The organism is Corynebacterium lemuris, assembly GCF_024919295.1.
Taxonomy (GTDB): domain Bacteria; phylum Actinomycetota; class Actinomycetes; order Mycobacteriales; family Mycobacteriaceae; genus Corynebacterium; species Corynebacterium lemuris.
Map to the genome: position 1 here is coordinate 189,709 of NZ_JANWTC010000002.1, position 19,399 is coordinate 209,107.

Consider the following 19,399-nt stretch of genomic DNA (forward strand, 5'->3'; position numbering starts at 1 on the left):
CTCTGTGAAATTCCGTCTCCTCCCCGCCGTCCTCCTCGCGGCGACGCTGACCGCCTGCGCCGCCAACCCCGGCCCTCCTCCCGTGGAGGACCCGGCCCCCGGCCCGGAGACCACCACCTCAAGTGCCGCACCCACCACCAGGCCGCCCTCACGGGCGGAGGCGGTCATCAACGTCGGCGTCGACCCGCTGCCCGCCGGCTTCAACCCGCACATGCAGTCGGACGACTCCACCCTCACCCGCTCCCTGGCCGCCCTGGTCCTGCCCAGCGCGTTCCGGGAGGGGAAGATGGATGCTGACCTGCTGGTCTCCGCCGGACCTGTCGAACCCGCCCCGGAGGCGGTGGGGGCGGCTGCCGCGACGGTCGCCCGCACCATCCGCTACGTCATCTCCCCGGAGGCGCAGTGGTCGGACGGGGCCCCCATCACCGGGGCGGACTTCCGATACCTCTGGCAGGGCATGATCACGACACCGGGTGTCATCGGCTCGGCCGGTTACCGGGAGATCACCGCGATCCGCGTCAGCGCGGACGGGCGCACGGTGGAGGTGGACTTCGCCACCCCGGTGGCCGACTGGCAGGGGCTGTTCCGCCACCTGTTGCCCAGCCACCTGCTCCAGGGCGATGCCGGGGACTTCGCCGCGGCCTTCATCAATGATCTGCCGGCCTCCGGCGGCCGCTACATGGTGGGCAACGTCGACCGTTCCCGCGGCCTGGTGGCCATCAACCGCAACGACCGTTTCTGGGGTGCCGACCCGGCGGCGACCGACCGGGTGACCTTCCGGGAGATCCGTTCCGTCACCCAGGGGGTGGAGCAGTTGCGCACCGGGCAGATCAGCTTCCTCGACATCACTCCGGCGGAGACCTCCGTGGAGGCCTATTCCCTCATGCTGGACACGCAGGTGCGCACCCTCGACCAGCCACGCCAGCTCACACTCATGATGTCGACGACCTCGCCGCTGCTGGCGGAACACGCAGTGCGGGCCGAACTGCATTCGCTTCTCGACGTCCCCCTCATCGCCCGCCTCGCCGCCGGCCGCTCCGCGGACCTCAACGTGCCCCCGCACCTGCCCGCGCGCGGCCCCGAGCAGGGCCCGCCCGAGCTGCTGCCCGGCCTGACGGGGGAGGAGGGGCGCCCGCTGCGCCTGGGGGTGGACTCCGCCGACGACACCGCCCTCGCCGCCGCCCGCACCATCGTGGACCTGCTCTCCCACTCCGGCATCGTCGCCGAGGTCACCACCACCGATCTGGCCGACCTCACCGGCAATCTTCTTCCGGCGGGCCAGGTGGACGCCGTCATCGCCTGGGAGAGCAACGCGGGGGCGCCCCCGGAGCTGTCGGGGCAGTGGCTGTGCCCACCCACCCCGGAGTCCCCGCGGGCGGGCAACCTGGCCGGCTACTGCACCCCGGAGACCGACGGCATGGCCCGGGCGGTGCTCAGCGGTGAGGTCGGGGCGCAGGAGGCGCAGGACTTCTTCGCGGCGGAGAACACCCGCGAACATGTCCGCGTCCCGTTGCTGGGGGAACGGCGTGTGCTGGTCCTGGGAGAAGGTATCGTGGGTCCAGACCCTGACCTTGACAACTGGACCGCCGGCATCTCGACGGTCGCGAGCTGGAGAAAACGATGACTACCCGGGATCTTGTCGGCTACCGTATCGTCGCGGTGCACGCGCACCCTGACGATGAGGCCATCACCACCGGTGGTTCCCTGTCCGACCTCGCCCGCCGCGGCGCGGACGTGCTGGTGGTCACCTGCACCCTGGGCGAGGAGGGTGAGGTCATCGGGGAGCCCTTCGCACACCTGACCAACGACCACGCCGACCAGCTCGGCGGTTTCCGCATCGGCGAACTCAGCCGCGCGCTGGCCATCCTCGGTGTCCGCGGCTGCTTCCTCGGCGGTGCCGGCCGCTTCCGGGACTCCGGCATGGCGGGCAGCCCCGCCCACGGGAACCCGAGGGCCTTCGTCAACTCCGGCCGGGCGGCCGTCGACCTGCTCGTGGACATCCTCGCGGCGGAACGCCCGCACCTGCTCATCACCTATGGCCCCGACGGCGGCTACGGCCACCCCGACCACATCCGGGCCCACGAGATCACCCACGCCGCGGCCAAACATGTCGATATCCCGCGCATCCTGTGGACCGTCAGCGACCACGCCGAGACCACCGCCGGGGTGGAGGCCATCACCCGCGTGCCGGAGGGCTGGTCCCTGCCGGACGCCACCTACCTGGCCAACGCCACCTCCCGCGGCCACGATGTGGCGGTGGAGCTTGATGACGCCGCCCTGGCGGCCAAACGCGAGGCCATGCGGGCGCACGCCACCCAGATCTGGTTCGCCGACGGTTCGGTCTCCGTGACCAACCCGGAGGCTGCCTGGGGGCAGGGCCGGCACCCGGTGTGGGCCCTGTCGAACCTCCTGGCCCAGCCGCTGCTGTCCCGCGAGCACTACCAGCTGGGCGCCGGGGATCTGCCGGAGGCGGACCTGCTCGGCGGTCCCGGGCTGCTCGACGGCATCCCGCTGGAGGGGAACGGGGAGAACTCTTGAGCGGGGAGCGGATCGTCCGCACTGACTTCAGCCGTGGGGAGGCGGTCGGTGGGCTGGTGTGGCTGTCGGTCGCAGCCCTGATCGCGGTGCTGCTCCAGGTGGTCTACCTGGGTACCTGGGTGACCCTGCCCGGTGGCTTCCGCGTGGCGGTGCCGTACACGATAGTCCTGGCCTTCCTGTTCAACATGGTGCTCACCCGCACCGCGAAGCTGTGGAGCCCGCGGCCGGCGTTTGCGGCCGTGCCGTTGTACGCGTGGCTCGCGGGTTTCCTGCTGCTGCTCTCGGGGGTCGTGGTCACCGGGGACCAGTTGGTCGGCGATAATATTCGCACTGTTCTGCTGCTTTTCGCAGGTGTGGCGGGCGGCGTTTGGCCGCTGGTACGCGGGAAGTGACATACTGGACCGCGATATTCGTTTTCCCTGCCAGGAGTACCTTCCCCATGACCTACATCATTGCCCAGCCCTGTGTGGACGTCCTCGACCGCTCGTGCGTTGAGGAGTGCCCGGTCGACTGCATCTACGAAGGTAAGCGCATGCTCTACATCCACCCGGATGAGTGCGTGGACTGCGGTGCCTGCGAACCGGCCTGCCCCGTGGAGGCCATCTTCTACGAGGACGACGTCCCGGAGGAGTGGGACCAGTACTACGACGCCAACGTCGCCTTCTTCGATGACCTCGGTTCCCCGGGTGGTGCCGCCAAGACCGGCCCCCAGGACTTCGACCACGCCTTCGTGGCCGCCCTGCCGCCGCAGAACCAGGAATAACCGATGGCACGCACGCCCCTGGGGGCCCGTCTGCCCGATTTCCCCTGGGACACCCTGGACGCGGCCAAGGAGCGGGCGCAGGCGCACCCGGACGGCATCGTGAACCTGTCGGTGGGCACGCCCGTCGACGCGGTCGCCCCGGGCATCCAGCTGGCGCTGGCGGAGGCCGCCGCGGAGCCCGGCTACCCGCCGACCATGGGTACGCGGCAGCTGCGTTCCGCGATCGTCGCGGCGCTCGGCCGCCGCTACAACATGACCAGCCTGGTCCCGGATGCGGTGCTGCCGGTGATCGGCACCAAGGAAGCCATCGCGCAGCTGCCCGGCCTGCTGGGCATCCGCGGGGGTTTCGTGGTCATCCCCGAGATCGCCTACCCGACCTACGAGGTCGCCGCGCTGCTGGGGGACAACCGTGTCCTGCGCGCCGATTCCCTGCTGAAGATCGGCCCCGAACGCCCCGACCTGCTCTTCCTCAACTCACCGTCGAACCCGACGGGCAAGGTCCTCGGCGTCGACCACCTGCGCAAGGTCGTCGGCTGGGCCCGCGAGCGCGGCGTCATCGTCGCCTCCGACGAGTGTTACCTGGGACTGGGCTGGGACGATGACAACGAGCCGGTGTCCATCCTCGACCCGCGGGTCTGCGACGGTGACCATACCGGCCTGATCGCCATCCACTCACTGTCGAAGACCTCCAACCTGGCCAGCTACCGCGGGGGCTACCTCGCCGGCGACCCGGAGCTCATCGCTGAGCTGCTGGAGGTGCGCAAACACGCCGGCCTCATGGTGCCGGGCCCCGTCCAGGCCGCCATGGTCGCCGCACTGGAGGACGATGAGCAGGAGGCCGCCCAGAAGCTGCGCTATGCACGCCGCCGTGCCGTGCTGCTGCGCGCGCTGGTGGAGGCCGGTTTCACCGTCGACGACTCCGAGGCCGGCCTCTACCTGTGGGCCACCCGCGGTGAGGACTGCCGCGCCACCGTCGACGCTCTCGCGGAGCTGGGTATCCTCGTCGCCCCCGGAGATTTCTACGGCCCGCGCGGGAAACAGCACATCCGCATGGCGTTGACCGGCACCGACGAGCGTGTCGACGCCGCCGCCCGGCGCCTGGCCACCCTTGGCTGAGGCTTCCCGCCCACCGATTCCCGCGCGGGAGGGGATCTCCCCGCAGCGGGTCGTCCTGCGCGGTGTGGTCCCCGCCGGCCGCCCCTACTGGGCCGGTTCGGCGGGGGACTCGCCCTTCGCCTCCGGGCAGCTGCTGGACCCGGGTACGGCGCTGGACAGGCCGGTGCCCGCCTGGTTCCACCCGGAGATCGCACCGGAACCCCCCATCCCCTTCACGCACACGGTGATCCATGAGGACGCCGACCTCGTCGTGGTGGACAAGCCGGGCTTCGTGGCGTCGACAAGCAACGGCCGCATCGTCCGCGAGACGGTGCAGACCCGCCTGCGCGTCGCCTACGGCGAGGACGACATCGTGCCCCTGCACCGCCTCGACCGGCTGACCTCCGGGGTGCTGATGTGTTCGCGCCGGCGGGAGAGCCGCGGCGCCTACCAGCGGCTCTTCCAGGACCACCTGGTGGACAAGGCCTACCGTGCCCGGGTGCATGGCCAGGTCACGGTGGGGGAGGACTGGCGGTTGGTGGAGCTGCCGATGTACAAGAGGCGCGGTGAGCGGCAGGTGCAGGTGGTGGACGGGGGTGTCGGTACACGGACCTGGCTGCGCCGGCTCAGCGCCGATGAGGTGGAGGTGCGTCCCGTCACCGGCCACACCCACCAGATCCGGGTGGTGCTCCACCACCTGGGCATGCCGATCGTCGGCGACGACACCTATCCCGTCGACCGCGGGCTCGCCCTGTATGACTTCCACTCACCCCTGCAGCTGCGCGCCGTCTCCCTGGCCTTCGATGACCCCTTCAGCGGACGACGACGAGTCTTCGAGGTTCCCGCGAGTACCGGGGGCTAAACTGAAATGTCCACCAGCAGCCGATGTGAAAGAGGTTCCGTGAGTTCCACAGACACACGGGGCAGGGACCGGACCTTGGCCCGATTCCGCTCAACCGCCCAGCAGTTCCTCATGTTCGGTCTCGTCGGCGGCTCCGGCACGCTGGTCAACCTCGCCGTGAGCGTTCTGGCGAAGAAGACCGCCGGCTGGACGGCCGGGATCTCCGAGCATGACGTCTTCCTCAATCTGCTCGGCACCAACTACAACATCCGCTGGTTCAACGTCTTCATGGCCATCGCCTTCCTGGTGGCCAACACGTGGAACTATCAGCTCAACCGTAGCTGGACCTTCCGCGGTTACCCGCAGCGCAGCTGGTGGCGCGGTTTCTTCCCCTTCCTGTTCACCGGCATCGGGGCGTTCCTGGTCAGCCAGGTCGTGGCCACCCTGCTGATGAACCCCACGTCCCCCATCGCGCTGTCCCCGGAGATCTTCGACGACTCCACCGGTTTCCGCACCAAATTCTACTGGGCGACGGCGATCTCCATCATCGTGGCCATGCCGGTGAATTTCCTGGTGAACAAGTTCTGGACTTTCCGCCGGCCGAAGGTGCGCGTGGTCGATGCAGCAGCACCTTAATAGCACGGGTGTTTGATTTCAGGGGTTGACAAGGGTTTTGATGAGGCTATAGTCGAACATGTAGACGAAAGCAGTTGGGGAACGCTTGAGGGGGTACATGTCGACGAAACAGCACACCGCGGGGCTGGTCGCCCAGATCGAGGCCGGCATCACCGGCCTCAGCGAGCTCATGGCCGATCCCGGCAGCGTGGCCTTCGAGGAGGTCGCCGACTCCTTCGAGGAACTCGAACGCGTCCTCAACGCCAAGGCGCTCATCGACGCCGCCGCCGACCCCATCACGCCGACAACGACGACTCACACACCGGGGCGGGCGGGAAGGGCCGGACCGCTGAAATTCAACACCACCCACGCCCAGGGCCGCTCGGCCGGGGCCAGGCTCCGGGGGCGGCGGGTACACGCACCTGGCGGTTGTTAGTGGTGGTGCCTAGTTGTGGTGCAGCGCCCCGTTGAGGTCCACCTGGCGGGACTCCACCGGGGTCGCCTCGACGGCACCGTTGAGGGAGTTGCGGCGGTACATGATGTTGTCCGCGCCGGAGAGCTCGGCCGCCTTGATGCGGGTGCCGTTGTCCACATCCGCGATCCGGGCCGCGTCCCCGAATACCGACACCTTGGTGCCGGCAGTGACGTAGAGGCCTGCCTCGACGATGCAGTTGTCGCCGAGGGAGATGCCGATGCCGGAGTTCGCGCCGAGGAGGCAGTGCTCGCCGATGGAGATGACCTCCTTGCCACCGCCGGACAAGGTGCCCATCACGGAGGCGCCGCCCCCGATGTCGGTGCCCTTACCGATGACCACACCGGAGGACAGGCGGCCCTCAACCATGGCGTCACCCAGGGTGCCGGCGTTGTAGTTGACGAAACCTTCGTGCATGACGGTGGTGCCCTCCGCGAGGTGGGCGCCGAGACGGACCCGGTCGGCGTCGGCGATGCGCACACCGGCGGGCACGACGTAGTCGACCATGCGGGGGAATTTGTCCACGGAGTAGACGGTGACCGGCCCGCGGGCGGTGAGACGCCCGCGGACCATCTGGAAGTCAGCGACGGCGCAGGGACCGTAGTTGGTCCACACCACGTTGGCGAGCAGGTCGTACACACCGGTCAGGTTCACCTGGCGGGGACGGACCAGGCGGTGGGAGAGGAGGTGCAGACGCAGATAGGCGTCGTAGGCGTCGACGGGGGCCTCCGAGAGGGAGGCGAGGGAGGTGGTCACCGCTATCCGGGCGACACCCCGGTCCTCGTCGGGGCCGACGAGCGCGGCGAACTGCTGCGGGGTCTGGTCCAGATGCTCCGTGCCGGAGGACAGGGGATCATCCGAGAGCCTCGGGGCGGGGAACCAGACGTCGAGGACGGTTCCCGCATGCGTGATGGTGGCCAGTCCGCGCGCAGTAGCAGAAGTCATGCCCGAGAGGTTACCCGACCCTGCAGCCATCGGCTCACATAGGCGAGGGCGACGAGTCCACCGAAGATGACGGCCACGGAGATGACCTGGGGGCGTGCCGCGGCGTCGAAGAGCATCAGCAGCACGAGCGCCCAGAGGGCGATCATGGTGGCCCAGCCGAGCCACGGCCAGCCCCACATCCGGACGGTGGAGATCTCGCCGAGGCGTTCCAGCTCGGGGTGCAGGCGCAGGTAGGAGGCGGTGATCATGATCCAGATGACGATGAGGCAGCCGCCGACGGCGTTGAGCAGGAAGGCGAGCAGACCCTCGGGGTTCCAGTACTGCAGGCCCACGGAGGCGAAGGCGAAGACCATGGACAGCACGACCGCATTGATGGGCACGGACTCGCGGTTGGTCACCGCGAAGATGCGGGGAGCATCACGGTCCAGGGCCAGGGAGTGCACCAGCCGGGAGGTGGCGTAGATCTGTGCGTTGAAGGCGGAGAGCAGCGCCAGGACGATGACGGCCTCCATGAATCCGACGACACCGGGCAGGTTGGCCATGGCCAGGACCGCGGTGAAGGGGGAGTCTGCGGCGGTTTCGGCGGCACCGAGCTGATCGAAGGGCAGCAGGAAGGTGATCACCAGGACGGAGCCGATGTAGAAGACGGAGATGCGCCAGATGACGGAGCGCACGGCGACGGCGATGGCGGTCTGCGGGTTCTCTGATTCGGCGGCCGCGATGGTCACCAGTTCGATGCCGCCGAAGGCGAAGGCGACGGCGAGCATGCCGGCGGCCAGGCCCGGCCAGCCGTTGGGCATGAAACCGTGGTCACCGATGAAGTTGTCCAGGCCGATGAAGGTGGTGCCGGGCAGCAGCCCGAAGATGAGGGCGGCGCCGACGATGAGGAAGCCGATGATGACGGCGACCTTGATGAAGGCGAACCAGAACTCGAATTCGCCGAAGCCGCGGACGTGGGCGAAGTTGACCACAGCGAAGAAGACGACCGCCACGAGTGCGGGTATCCAGGGGTCGACGCCGAACCAGGCGCCCATGATGGCGGCGGCGCCGGTCATCTCGGCACCCATGACCATGACCAGCATGAACCAGTACAGCCAGCCGAGGGAGAATCCGGCCCAGTGGCCGAAGGCCTGCCGGCTGTAGGTGGAGAAGGAGCCTGAGGAGGGGCGGGCGGCGGCCATCTCGCCGAGCATCTCCATCACCATGACCACGATCGCACCGGCGGCCATGTAGGCGAGCAGGACGGCGGGGCCGGCGGTGCGGATGCCCACTCCGGTGCCCAGGAATAGGCCGGCGCCGATGGCGGAGCCGAGCCCCATCATGGTGAGGTGGCGGGTCTTGAGCCCCGATCCGAGTCGGGTCTGTTTCGCTGATCCGTTGGTCATGTCGTTAGACGTTATCCCTCGCCGGGGGAGTGGCGGAAACCGCCTCCCTACCAGGTACGCCGCAGCACAGGTTCGGAGTGGCCGACCTCACGGCGCACCGTCCAGTTGGACTGGCCGTTGAGGGTGCCGGCGGAGACGTGGTGCCCGGCATCCGCGTCCCAGATCTGGGTGTCGGCCTCGAGGACGATGTTTGCGCCGAGTGTGCAGTTGTCGCCGACGCTGAGGCCCAGGACGCCGGAGGAGACCCCGAAGCGGCAGTTCGCCCCGATGCTGATGGGGTCGCGCAGCCCGTCGGCCCGGCGCCTGGCCATGATGGTGGAGGACAGCCCGACGTCGGTGCCTTCGCCGATGACGATGGAGGAGGACAGCCGCCCCTCGATGCGGGCGGCGCCGAGGGTGCCGCAGTTGAAGGAGACGTAACCTTCGCGCAGCACCCGGGTGCCGGGGGCGAGGTAGGCGCCGAGACGGACGCGTTCGGCCTCGGCGATGTTGACGCCGGAGGGGACGACGTAGTCGACCATGCGGGGCAGTTTCTCAATGCCGTAGACGTGGATGAGGCCGCGGCTGCGCAGGGCGGTGCGGACGAACTCGAAGTTGTCGGGGGTGCACGGGCCCTTGTTGGTCCACACCACGGTGGTCAGGCAACGCAGGGAGTTGTCCATGTTCAGCTCAAGGGGGCGGACCAGGCGGTGGGAGAGCAGGTGGAAACGCAGGTAGACATCGTGCGCATCGATGGGGGAGGCCTGGAGATCGGCGATGGTGGTGCGTACCGCGACCTGTTCGACCATGCGGTCCTCGTCGAGGAGGACGAGTTTGAGCAGGCTGTCCGGGATGTCCCGGGCGCCGAGGCGTTCCGTGCCTGACACGAGGCCGGTGCCGTCCACGAGTTCCGGCTCCGGGTACCAGGTGTCGAGGATCGTGCCGTCCATGGCGATGTTGGCGATTCCGACCGCGGTTGCTCCCTGAGGTGTCATACTGCCGAGTCTACGACGTGCCGAAACCCCCCACACCTCGAGGCGACACCGTCTAACCTGGGGTAGGTGACCCCGCTCGACCTGACCTCTGACCCGGTGTCCCTGACCGCTGCCCTGGTGGACATCCCGAGCCCCTCGCACCATGAGAAACAGCTGGCGGATCTGGTGGAGGCTGCGCTGCGCCGGTTGCCCGGCCTGCCCGACAGCCAGATCATCCGCCGCGGGAACACCGTCGCCGCGGCCACCCGCCGGGGGCTGGGCCGGCGGGTGATCCTCGCCGGCCACCTGGACACCGTGCCGTTGGCCGGCAATGTGCCCCACCAGCTCATCGACGATGTCCTGCACGGCTGTGGGACGGTGGACATGAAATCGGGCCTGGCCGTGTATCTGCACCTGTTCGCCCTCCTGGCGGATGCACCGGACCTCACCTCCGATCTCACGCTCATCGCCTACGAGGCGGAGGAGGTGGAGAGCCGTTTCAACGGGCTCGGCCACCTGGCGGTCAGTGACCCGGAGTGGCTGCGGGGGGATCTGGCGCTGCTGGGTGAGCCCTCGAACGGGATCATCGAGGCAGGGTGCCAGGGCACGCTGCGGCTGCGGGTGACGGCGCACGGGGCGCGGGCGCATTCGGCGCGCGCCTGGCTGGGGGAGAACGCCGCGCACAGGATCGGGCCGGTCATCGCCCGGATCGCGGACTATGAGGCCCGCCGGGTCGACATTGACGGCTGCCACTACCGGGAGGGACTCAATGTGGTGCAGCTGGAGTCCTTCGTGGCCACCAACACCATCCCCGATAAGGCGCATGTGCTGGTGAACTTCCGTTTCGCGCCCGACCGCACGGAGGATGAGGCCCTGGACCATGTGCTGCGTTATCTGGCGATCGACAACCTTGATGATGGTTTCACCGTCACGCTGGAGGATTCCATGCCCGGGGCCCTGCCGGGGTTGCAGCAGTCGGCGGCCGCGGCGCTCATCGAATCGGTGGGGGAGGTCCGCGCCAAGCTGGGGTGGACCGATGTGGCGCGGTTCGCTCCGTTGGGGGTTCCTGCGGTGAATTTCGGCCCCGGGGACCCGGCCTTCGCACACCGGGTGGAGGAGCAGGTTCCGGTTGCCCAGATCACTCACGTTGCCTCCCAGCTGCGAAATTTCCTCACCACACGCCCCTCCTGACGCAGCGGACGGCGCAGGAAACAGCTAGGTTCTATGCTATGGCTCCGAACATCACTCCCGATCCCGAGAAGGCGCGCATGCTGCGTGGCCCCGTTCTGCTGCGCACCGAGGGCGATAAGAAGACCACCTATGACCAGCGGCTGCTGGAACTGGGGGCGGACCATGACTGGATGCACGCCGACCCCTGGCGCATCCTGCGGATCCAGGGGGAGTTCGTCGCCGGCTTCGACGCTCTGGCAGCCATGCCCAAGGCGGTCACCGTATTCGGTTCGGCCCGCATTCCGGAGGGGCACCCCTGGTATGAGCTGGGCTGTGATCTGGGCCGGGCGATCGCTGACTCGGGATACGCCGTGATCACCGGCGGTGGGCCGGGCCTGATGGAGGCCCCCAACCGCGGTGCGCACGGGGCGGACGGCCTGTCCGTCGGTCTGGGCATCGAACTCCCGCATGAGCAGGCGCTCAATGCGTGGGTGGACCTCGGCCTCAACTTCCGTTATTTCTTCGCCCGCAAGACGATGTTCCTGAAGTATTCGCAGGCTTTTGTCTGCCTGCCGGGTGGTTTCGGCACTCTCGATGAGCTCTTCGAGGTGTTGTGCATGGTGCAGACGGGCAAGGTCACCAACTACCCGATCGTGCTCATCGGCACCGAATTCTGGTCCGGTCTGATCGACTGGATCAAGGAGCGACTGGTAACCGACGGCATGATCTCCGAGAAGGACCTGAATCTGTTCCTGGTCACGGATTCCGTTGAGGAGGCCGTCTCGTTCATCGTCGGCTGCCACCGTGAGATGACGGACGGCCGTCTCATCGGCGGCGACGATGAGTACACTCCGGTCCATGAGGTCCGTGAACAGGCAGGACACCGCTAGACCCTTGGAACACCATGCTCTGCCGGCGGTGATGGCGATCGTCAACCGCACCCCGGACTCCTTCTACGACCGCGGTGCGACCTTCACCGATGAGGCGGCCCTGCGCCGTTGTGACCGGGTTGTCGCCGAGGGCGCGGCGATCATCGACATCGGCGGGGTGAAGGCCGGACCCGGTTCGCTCGTCGACGCCGCCGAGGAGATCGACCGCGTCATCCCCGTCATCGAGGCCGTCGCCGCCCGCCATCCCGGGGTGCTCATCTCGGTGGACACCTGGCGTGCTGAGGTCGCCGACCTGGCCATCCACGCCGGCGCGGGTCTGGTCAACGACACGTGGGCGGGCCACGATCCCGAGCTCGTTGAGGTCGCCGGCCACCACGGCGTCGGCTACGTCTGCTCCCACACCGGTGGGGTGGAGCCGCGGACGCGCCCGCACCGGGTGCATTTTGATGATGTGGTCGCCGACGTCATCGCCGAGACCACCGCCCTGGCGGAACGGGCCGTGTCCGTCGGAGTGCCGGAGGAGAAGGTATTCATCGACCCCACGCATGACTTCGGCAAGAACACCTTCCACGGTCTCGAGCTGTTGCGGCGTATCGACGAGCTGGTGTCCACCGGCTGGCCCGTGCTCATGGCCCTGTCCAACAAGGATTTCGTCGGCGAGACCGTGGACCGGGCGGTGGGCGGCCGGCTGGCCGGCACCCTGGCGGCCACCGCCTGGGCCGCGGCCCGCGGGGTGGCCGCCTTCCGCGCGCATGAGGTCGCGGAGACCGTCGATGTCATCCGCATGACCGCGGCGATCGCGGGTCACACGGCCCCGCTGAACACCATCAGGGGGCTTGCGTGAGGGTGTCGGTGGTCATCCCGGCACTCAATGAGGAGGCCACCGTCGCCGCGGTGGTGCGCGCTGCCCTGACGGATGGACCTGATGAGGTTGTGGTCGTCGACGCCGACTCCACCGACGGCACCGTTGCGCAGGCCTCGGCGGCGGGTGCCCGGGTGCTCAACTGGCGGGAGATCCTCCCCGGTATCGAGCCTGTGCCGGGCAAGGGGGAGTCGTTGTGGCGCGGGGTTGCCGCCGTCACGGGTGACGTGGTGGTTTTCCTCGACGCGGACCTGCAGCAGCCGGCCACGGGCATGGTCACCGCCCTGGCCGCGCCTTTCACGGACCCGGGTGTGCACCTGGTCAAGGCGGACTACCGGCGCACCATTGACGGCCGGCCCACCGGTGGGGGCCGTGTCACCGAGCTGACGGCCCGTCCCCTGCTGCGCCTGCTCTTCCCGGATCTGGCACACATCAGACAGCCGCTGGCAGGCGAGTACGCGATCCGCCGGGCCACTGCCCTGGCGCTGCCCTTCGCTGCCGGTTACGGGGTGGAGGCGGGACTGCTTGTCGACGTCGCCGACCGCCACGGCGCGACCTCCGTCCGGCAGGTCGACCTGGGGGTGCGCCGGCACCGCAACCGGCCGCTCACGGAGCTGGGGCCGATGGCCGATGTCGTGGCCGCCACCCTGCTGGAGCGGGCCGGGGTGGGTGAGGTGGGCGTCGGGACGCGGCCACCCCTGTCCGGTATTCTCTAGCCATGTTCTCCTGGCTGCTGCTGATTATTGTCCTGCTGGCGCTCATCGCGGTGGGCATCTGGTTCTGGGGTGCGGTCTTCGGCCGGGGTGAGGTGCTGCCGCCCCTGGACGCGGACAACACGCGGGACAGGAATGAGCAGGCTGTGGCTGCCGGTGACCTCAACTCGGTGCAGTTCGAGATCGTCCACCGCGGCTACCGTCCGGAGCAGGTTGATGATGTCCTCGACCAGCTCCACCGGCGCCTGGCGGAGGCGGAGAAAACGATCACCCGGCTCTCTTCACCGAAAATTGACTAAACTGGTCAGGGTAAACCATCCGAGAAGAAGGAGCCAACTCAATATGGCAGCTATGAAGCCGCGTACCGGTAACGGTCCCATGGAAGCGGTTGAGGAAAACCGGAAGATCGTGATGCGCATCCCGTCTGACGGGGGAGGTCGCCTGGTTGTGGAGATGAGCAAGGAGGAGGCCGCCGAGCTCGGCGCTCTGCTCACCGCCGCGGCTGAATAGGCCCACCATCTGTGAGGGTATGCTCAACTGCATGCTCTCCGACATCATCGACGTGCTCGCTGATCCCGCCGACGGCACTCCGCTGTCCGGCGTGGACGACTACACCCGACTGGTCTCCGAGTCGGGCCACTCCTTTGATGTGGCCCGTCAGGGGTACGTGACCCTCGCCGCAGGCGCGGGTCTGCGCCATCAGGGTGACAGCATGGAAATGGTGCGTGCCCGCGAGACATTCCTGTCCCGCGGGCATTTTGCACCCTTCGTGGAGGCGGTCGCGGCAGGCGTGCACGATGCGCTTGACGACGCCGCCGTCCCCGACACCGCCCGCCCCGTCATCGCGGAGATCGGCGCCGGCACCGGTTACTACCTTTCCCATGCCCTCGATTCGGTCGAGGGCTCCCGGGGACTGGGGCTGGACATCTCCGTCCACGCCGCCCGCCAGCTGGCCAAGTGCCACCACCGGGTGGGTGCGGTCGTCGCTGACGTGTGGGAGCGGCTGCCGGTACGGGACTCCTCGATCGACGTGATCACCGTCGTCTTCGCCCCGCGCAACGCTGCTGAGTTCGCCCGCGTGCTCACCCCCGGCGGGCAGGCGATCTTCCTCACCGCCGACCGCGGCCACCTCGCTGAGCTGCGCGGTCCGCTGGGCATCCTGGACGTGGAGGAGGGTAAAATCGACCGGCTCATCGATCAGGCCGGAGGGCATCTCCGCCCGGTCACTGAACCCGTCCTCATTGAGTTCCCGATGGAGCTGGACCGGGAGGCCATCGCCGCGCAGATCGGGATGAGCCCCTCCGCGCGCCATATCGAATCGGCTGAGCTGGCCGCGCGCATCGCGGAGCTGCCGGAGACGATGACCGTCACCGCCCGGGCCCACCTGCTGCGTATGAGCCGGGCGTAGAAACCTAGTTATCGTAGTGCGGCAGGTCCCCGGAGGAGACGGGCCCGCGCTCCCAGTAACGTTCCAGGACAGCCTCCCCGTCGGTCTCGACGCGGATGGCTGAGCAGCCGCCCTCGAAGTAGACGCGGCTGGCCATGGTGACGGCACCGCCGTCGGCGAAGACCTCCACGGTGGAGCCGTCGACGAAGATGGACAACGAATCGGTGTCCACCTCGGCCAGGCCGGTGCCGGCCACCGGGTCCCCGGCGTGCCGGGCGTTCATCGACCGGTCCAGGCTGAGCCGGTCACCGGCGTGGGTGACCACGGCGGCAGGGTTGCCGGCGGCGTCGAGAAGCGTGGCCGTCAGGCTGCTGCCCACGGGGATCTCGCACAGCCCGGTCCACGAGCGGGCGCCGTCGGTGCGGCTGATCGCGTCGGGCAGGCCGGCCGGCGGGGTCTGGAAGAGCAGTCCACCCTGCAGGGTGACCACCCGCGGCAGGGACAGGGTGTTGGCCCAGTTCTCCGCGGCCAGGGAGGGGTGGCGGTTCGGATCATCCCTGCGGCCCACGCCGTTGAGCAGGCCGAAGATGACCGACTGCTGGTAACGGTTCTCCTCGGGCACTGTGCCCGGGGTGACGTTGGTGTTGCGTGGCCGGGTGAAGTCGTGGCCGTGGTCGAGACGGGTGAAGGGGGTCCGCACTGTGAAGGTCGCCTCCCGCAGTGTGCCCACGAGGTAGCCGGCGATGTCGATCCCCCCGGATTCCAGGGTCACCAGCAGGATGTCGTAGATGTTGCCGTCGACCTCGTCACGCAGCCGCAGAATGCGGGGGCCGACGATGATGGTGGCGGCGTCGAAACCCGGGGCCCCCTCGAATTCCAGCGCTCCGGTGAAATCCCAGGAACGCCCGTCCGGGCTGGTGAGCACGACCGGGGTGGGGGAGTCCCCGTGGCCGGTCACGGCGAGCATGAGCCAGCCGGCATGTCCCAGGTGCCGGTCGTCGGCGGTCTCCCAGTCGGGGACGACACACGGGGAACGGAAGCGGCTGTGGCCGTCGATGTCGCTGACCACGTCGCCGATCCGCTGGACGCGCTCGTCCATCGCGAATTCGTCGTCGGCGACGGGGCAGCCTTCACCGAGCCCCGCCAGGTGTGCGACCTGGATGGAGGTGCCGGCGGCGGTGACGGAGGTGAAGTAGAGGTCCATCCCCTCCCCGTTGGCCACCACCGCACCCGCACGCAGGGCGGTCTCCCCGCCGACGGGCACGAGGGCGTCGTCGCAGATCTCCCAGTCGAAGGGTCCGTCCTCGGAGATGACGTGGGCCCAACGGGCGGGGGATGCGGGGGTGGGGCGGTACTGGTGGAACAGGTGCCAGGTCTCCCCGTCGAGGAGCACCCCGGCGGGGGCGTCCAGGACGCCGGATTCCGGCGTGACGTGCAGTTCAGGGCGGTGGTGACTGGGGCTCACGGGATTGATGTCCTCCTAGCGCAGCGACTGGTAGATGTCGACGGTCTGCTGGGCGATGGTGGCCCAGGAGAAGGCGTCGACGGCACGCTGGCGGCCGGCCTCGCCGAAGGCCTTGGCGCGTGCGGGATCAGAGACCATGGCGTTGACCTGGGCGGCGATGTCGCGTTCGAAGGTCTCCGGGTCGTTCTCATCGTAGTGGACGAGGGTACCGGTCTCGCCGTCGACGACGACCTCGGGGATACCGCCGACGTCGGAGGCGACGACCGCGGTGCCGCAGGCCATGGCCTCGAGGTTGACGATGCCCAGCGGTTCGTAGATTGAGGGGCAGACGAAGGTATCCGCGGCGGTGAGGATCTCCTGGATCCGGTCGCGGTCGAGCATGTTCTGGACCCAGAAGATGCCGTCGCGGCGGGACTGCAGATCCTCGACCAGTGCGGTGGTGCGGGCGGCGATCTCCGGGGTGTCCGGCGCTCCGGCGCACAGCACCAGCTGTACACCTTCATCGAAGTGGGCGGCGGCCTTGACCAGGTGCTCCACGCCCTTCTGGCGGGTGATGCGGCCGACGAAGGCGACGATGGGGCGGTCCGGGTCCACGCCCAGTTCGGTGAGGACGGATTCCTCGGCCTGCCCGAAGGTGGGGCGCGGCTGCCACAACTGGGTGTCGATGCCGTTGAGCACGACGTGGACTCGGTCGGGTTCGATGCGCGGGTAGGCGTCGAGGATGGAGTCCTTCATCCGGGCGGAGACGGCGATGACGGCGTCGGCGTACTCCATGGCGTTCTTCTCCGACCAGGAGGAGACCTCGTAGCCGCCGGCGAGCTGCTCGCGCTTCCAGGGGCGGTGCGGCTCCAGGGAATGGGCGGTGGCCACGTGCGGGATGCCGTGCAGGCGGGCGGCGAGGTGGCCGCCGAGGCCTGCGTACCAGGTGTGGGAGTGGACGACGTCGACGTCTGCTGCAGCCTCGGCCATACGCAGTCCGGTGGACAGCGTCCTGATCGCCGGGTTGGCGTCCTCGAGTGCCGGGTCAACCCCGTGGACGTACACACCCGCCATGTCGCGGGGTGCCCCCATGCAGTGGACGTCCACCTCCGTGATCTCACGCATGAACCGGGTCAGCTCCGTGACGTGGACTCCGGCACCGCCGTAGACCTCCGGGGGATATTCTCTGGTCAACATTCCGACTCTCATGACAGTCAAGGGTAGCCACGCAGCTCCCCGGCTGCAGGGGGTGTCGGGGGTAGCGGGTGATCCGCGGGTAATGCAAGGTCACCCCACCCGGGGGCCACCGGGGAAATGAATATCACCTTCCCCGGCGAAAACCCCCACGAGCACCTAGATTGGGATTCGTGAAGACTCAGCCGAATGTTCTATCCATTGTTCTCGCCGGCGGCGAGGGTAAACGACTGTTCCCGCTCACCGAGGACCGCGCCAAGCCCGCGGTGCCGTTCGGGGGTAGCTACCGTCTCATCGACTTCGTTCTGTCGAACCTGGTCAACGCGGGCTACCACAAGATCGCGGTGTTGACCCAGTACAAGTCGCACTCGCTGGACCGCCACATCTCCCAGGCCTGGGCGTTGCACGGTCCGGTCAGCCAGTACATCGCCTCGGTGCCTGCCCAGCAGCGCCGCGGCAAGCGCTGGTTCACCGGTTCCGCGGACGCCATCGTCCAGTCCCTGAACCTGATCTATGACGAGAAGCCGGACTACGTCATCGTCTTCGGTGCGGACCACGTCTACCGCATGGACCCCTCGCAGATGGTCGAGGACCACATCGCCTCCGGCAAGTCCTGTTCGGTCGCGGGCATCCGTGTCCCGCGGGCTGACGCCACCGCCTTCGGTGTCATCGAAGCCGACGACGAGGGCAACATCACCGAGTTCCTGGAGAAGCCGGCCGATCCGCCCGGCACCCCGGATGACCCGGACGTCACCTTCGCCTCCATGGGCAACTACGTGTTCACCACGGACGCCCTGATCCAGGCGCTGCTGGAGGACGAGAAGAACGAGGACTCCGACCATGACATGGGCGGCGACATCATCCCGTACTTCGTCAACCGCGGTGACGCCCACGTCTACGATTTCTCGCGCAACGAGGTACCGGGTGCCACGGAGCGTGACCAGGGTTACTGGCGTGACGTCGGCACCATCGACGCCTACTACGAGGCTCACATGGACCTGATCTCCGTCCACCCGGTGTTCAACCTGTACAACCGCATGTGGCCGATCCACTCCACCGACGACCAGAACTTCCCGCCCGCGAAGTTCACCCAGGGCGGCATCGCCCAGTCCTCGATGGTGGCCCCGGGTTCGATCATCTCCGGCGGCACGGTCCGAAACTCGGTGCTGGCCGGTGACGTCCATGTCGCCGAGGGCGCAACTGTCGAGGGTTCTGTGCTGCTGCCGGGCGTGCGCATCGGCCGGGGGGCCGTCGTGCGCCACGCGATCCTGGACAAGAACGTCTACGTCCGCGAAGGCGAGATCGTCGGCGTCGACCGCGGCCGCGACGAGGCCCGCTTCAAGATCTCCTCCGGCGGTGTCGTCGTGGTGGGCAAGAACGAGGTCGTCTAGCAGGAACCGGCGGGCCGGGGGCGTCAGCTGAGTGAACGCCCCCGGCCCGCTTCCCGACGCCCGCCCTACCCCAGCCGGGTGATCAGCGTCAGCCCGGAGCCCAGTGCCAGACGGGTGACTAGGGCGCCCTCCAGGTTATGGGCAAGCTCATCGGTTTCCCGGGCGGCCGTGGTGGCGCGGTCGCGGCGGGAGTCGTCGGAGAGGGTGCCGTCGAGAAGCGAGTCCGCCAGGACCAGCGTGCCGCCGGAGGTGAGCAGCGGCCAGGCGGCCTCAAGGACGGCGGGGAGTTCGACCGGCGGGACCTCGGCGTAGACCAGATGGTAGGAGCCGGCCGCCAGGCGACTCATCACGTCGAGGGGGCGCGAGGGGAGGAAACGGACCCGGGAGGGGGCGTAGCCGGCCTCGCGGAAGACGGCGCGGGCCTGGGTCTGATGCTCGACCTCGGGGTCAATGCACGTCATTGTCGCGCGGGGGCCCAGGCCACGGAGGACGTACAGGCCGACGACCCCGGCGGCGGGGGTTACGGCGACGGCTCCGGTGGACTTCTCGGATCCGGCGGAAGCCGCGAGGGTGGCCAGGAGCTGTCCGGTCATCTCGTCGGGGACGGAGAGCCCGAACTCCTCGGCGTCGCGTCGGGCCGCGGCGAGGGCGTCGGGATTCTCCGAGGTTGATTCGATGTAGGAGCGCAATGCGTAATAAGCCGTGTCAGTCACAATTGACCAGTCTAGGTTGCCGCGGGAC

General features: G+C 68.5%; 22 protein-coding genes. 16 read left to right on the forward strand and 6 right to left on the reverse strand.

Features of this window, described 5'->3' with window-relative positions; translation table 11 throughout:
* Positions 1-4: 4 nt before the first annotated feature.
* From NYP18_RS04300 to NYP18_RS04335, 8 genes are all read left to right on the forward strand, one after another.
* Positions 5-1,624 (forward strand): ABC transporter family substrate-binding protein, encoded by a 1,620-nt coding sequence (locus tag NYP18_RS04300; protein WP_259426946.1) that lies wholly within the window; start codon positions 5-7, stop codon positions 1,622-1,624.
* The gene (mshB, locus tag NYP18_RS04305) at positions 1,621-2,538 is read left to right on the forward strand and encodes an N-acetyl-1-D-myo-inositol-2-amino-2-deoxy-alpha-D-glucopyranoside deacetylase (protein ID WP_259426947.1); all 918 of its coding nucleotides are present in this window, start codon (positions 1,621-1,623) and stop codon (positions 2,536-2,538) included. Before NYP18_RS04300 ends, mshB begins: the two co-directional genes overlap by 4 nt.
* On the forward strand, positions 2,535-2,930 hold the full coding sequence (locus tag NYP18_RS04310; protein ID WP_259426948.1) for a hypothetical protein: 396 nt from the start codon (positions 2,535-2,537) through the stop codon (positions 2,928-2,930). Before mshB ends, NYP18_RS04310 begins: the two co-directional genes overlap by 4 nt.
* Before the next feature lie 47 nt (positions 2,931-2,977).
* Entirely contained in the window at positions 2,978-3,301 is a 324-nt protein-coding gene (gene fdxA, locus NYP18_RS04315) for a ferredoxin (protein WP_126119584.1), read from the forward strand.
* A 3-nt stretch (positions 3,302-3,304) separates the two neighbouring features.
* A complete protein-coding gene (dapC, locus tag NYP18_RS04320) occupies positions 3,305-4,417 on the forward strand; it encodes a succinyldiaminopimelate transaminase (RefSeq protein ID WP_259426949.1) in 1,113 nt (370 codons plus the stop codon).
* Positions 4,410-5,258 carry a pseudouridine synthase gene (locus tag NYP18_RS04325; protein ID WP_259426950.1) on the forward strand — a complete coding sequence of 283 codons (849 nt, stop codon included), beginning with the start codon at positions 4,410-4,412 and terminating at the stop codon, positions 5,256-5,258. The genes dapC and NYP18_RS04325 overlap by 8 nt, the downstream gene beginning before the upstream one ends.
* A 111-nt stretch (positions 5,259-5,369) precedes the next feature.
* On the forward strand, positions 5,370-5,873 hold the full coding sequence (locus NYP18_RS04330; protein WP_259427127.1) for a GtrA family protein: 504 nt from the start codon (positions 5,370-5,372) through the stop codon (positions 5,871-5,873).
* A gap of 97 nt (positions 5,874-5,970) precedes the next feature.
* Complete coding sequence (locus NYP18_RS04335) at positions 5,971-6,288, forward strand: hypothetical protein (RefSeq protein WP_259426951.1); 318 nt, start codon at positions 5,971-5,973, stop codon at positions 6,286-6,288.
* Between the two features lie 9 nt (positions 6,289-6,297).
* Here the strand turns inward: NYP18_RS04335 and dapD are convergent, their stop codons facing one another.
* Genes dapD through NYP18_RS04350 form a run of 3 tightly spaced genes read right to left on the reverse strand, consistent with a single transcriptional unit; the run spans position 6,298 to position 9,628 of the window.
* The gene (dapD, locus tag NYP18_RS04340) at positions 6,298-7,269 is read right to left on the reverse strand and encodes a 2,3,4,5-tetrahydropyridine-2,6-dicarboxylate N-succinyltransferase (protein ID WP_259426952.1); all 972 of its coding nucleotides are present in this window, start codon (positions 7,267-7,269) and stop codon (positions 6,298-6,300) included.
* Complete coding sequence (locus NYP18_RS04345) at positions 7,266-8,654, reverse strand: amino acid permease (RefSeq protein WP_259426953.1); 1,389 nt, start codon at positions 8,652-8,654, stop codon at positions 7,266-7,268. The genes dapD and NYP18_RS04345 overlap by 4 nt, the downstream gene beginning before the upstream one ends.
* A 47-nt stretch (positions 8,655-8,701) precedes the next feature.
* On the reverse strand, positions 8,702-9,628 hold the full coding sequence (locus NYP18_RS04350; RefSeq protein ID WP_259426956.1) for a DapH/DapD/GlmU-related protein: 927 nt from the start codon (positions 9,626-9,628) through the stop codon (positions 8,702-8,704).
* Between the two features lie 66 nt (positions 9,629-9,694).
* Here NYP18_RS04350 and dapE point away from each other — a divergent pair, with 66 nt between their 5' ends.
* The 7 genes from dapE to NYP18_RS04385 are packed head-to-tail and all read left to right on the forward strand — an operon-like array spanning position 9,695 to position 14,650.
* Complete coding sequence (gene dapE, locus NYP18_RS04355; protein WP_259426957.1) at positions 9,695-10,798, forward strand: succinyl-diaminopimelate desuccinylase; 1,104 nt, start codon at positions 9,695-9,697, stop codon at positions 10,796-10,798.
* A 38-nt stretch (positions 10,799-10,836) separates the two neighbouring features.
* Positions 10,837-11,667 (forward strand): LOG family protein, encoded by an 831-nt coding sequence (locus NYP18_RS04360; protein ID WP_259426958.1) that lies wholly within the window; start codon positions 10,837-10,839, stop codon positions 11,665-11,667.
* 31 nt (positions 11,668-11,698) lie between these two features.
* On the forward strand, positions 11,699-12,511 hold the full coding sequence (gene folP, locus NYP18_RS04365; RefSeq protein ID WP_259427128.1) for a dihydropteroate synthase: 813 nt from the start codon (positions 11,699-11,701) through the stop codon (positions 12,509-12,511).
* Entirely contained in the window at positions 12,508-13,245 is a 738-nt protein-coding gene (locus NYP18_RS04370; protein ID WP_259426959.1) for a glucosyl-3-phosphoglycerate synthase, read from the forward strand. The genes folP and NYP18_RS04370 overlap by 4 nt, the downstream gene beginning before the upstream one ends.
* 2 nt (positions 13,246-13,247) lie before the next feature.
* Entirely contained in the window at positions 13,248-13,541 is a 294-nt protein-coding gene (locus NYP18_RS04375) for a DivIVA domain-containing protein (RefSeq protein ID WP_126119574.1), read from the forward strand.
* Positions 13,542-13,584: 43 nt separating this feature from the next.
* Positions 13,585-13,752, forward strand: coding sequence for a DUF3117 domain-containing protein (locus NYP18_RS04380; protein ID WP_126119573.1), 168 nt, complete (start codon positions 13,585-13,587; stop codon positions 13,750-13,752).
* 31 nt (positions 13,753-13,783) lie between these two features.
* Positions 13,784-14,650 (forward strand): methyltransferase domain-containing protein, encoded by an 867-nt coding sequence (locus tag NYP18_RS04385; protein WP_259426960.1) that lies wholly within the window; start codon positions 13,784-13,786, stop codon positions 14,648-14,650.
* A gap of 4 nt (positions 14,651-14,654) precedes the next feature.
* On the opposite strand, the gene NYP18_RS04390 is transcribed toward NYP18_RS04385, so the two are convergent.
* The gene (locus tag NYP18_RS04390; protein ID WP_259426961.1) at positions 14,655-16,094 is read right to left on the reverse strand and encodes a GH32 C-terminal domain-containing protein; all 1,440 of its coding nucleotides are present in this window, start codon (positions 16,092-16,094) and stop codon (positions 14,655-14,657) included.
* A gap of 15 nt (positions 16,095-16,109) precedes the next feature.
* Positions 16,110-17,282 (reverse strand): glycogen synthase, encoded by a 1,173-nt coding sequence (gene glgA / locus NYP18_RS04395; RefSeq protein WP_259426962.1) that lies wholly within the window; start codon positions 17,280-17,282, stop codon positions 16,110-16,112.
* Positions 17,283-17,440: 158 nt separating this feature from the next.
* Here glgA and glgC point away from each other — a divergent pair, with 158 nt between their 5' ends.
* The gene (glgC, locus tag NYP18_RS04400; protein WP_259426963.1) at positions 17,441-18,658 is read left to right on the forward strand and encodes a glucose-1-phosphate adenylyltransferase; all 1,218 of its coding nucleotides are present in this window, start codon (positions 17,441-17,443) and stop codon (positions 18,656-18,658) included.
* 65 nt (positions 18,659-18,723) lie between these two features.
* Here glgC and NYP18_RS04405 read toward each other — a convergent pair whose 3' ends face one another.
* Positions 18,724-19,371 (reverse strand): O-methyltransferase, encoded by a 648-nt coding sequence (locus NYP18_RS04405; RefSeq protein WP_259426964.1) that lies wholly within the window; start codon positions 19,369-19,371, stop codon positions 18,724-18,726.
* Between the last annotated feature and the right edge of the window lie 28 nt (positions 19,372-19,399).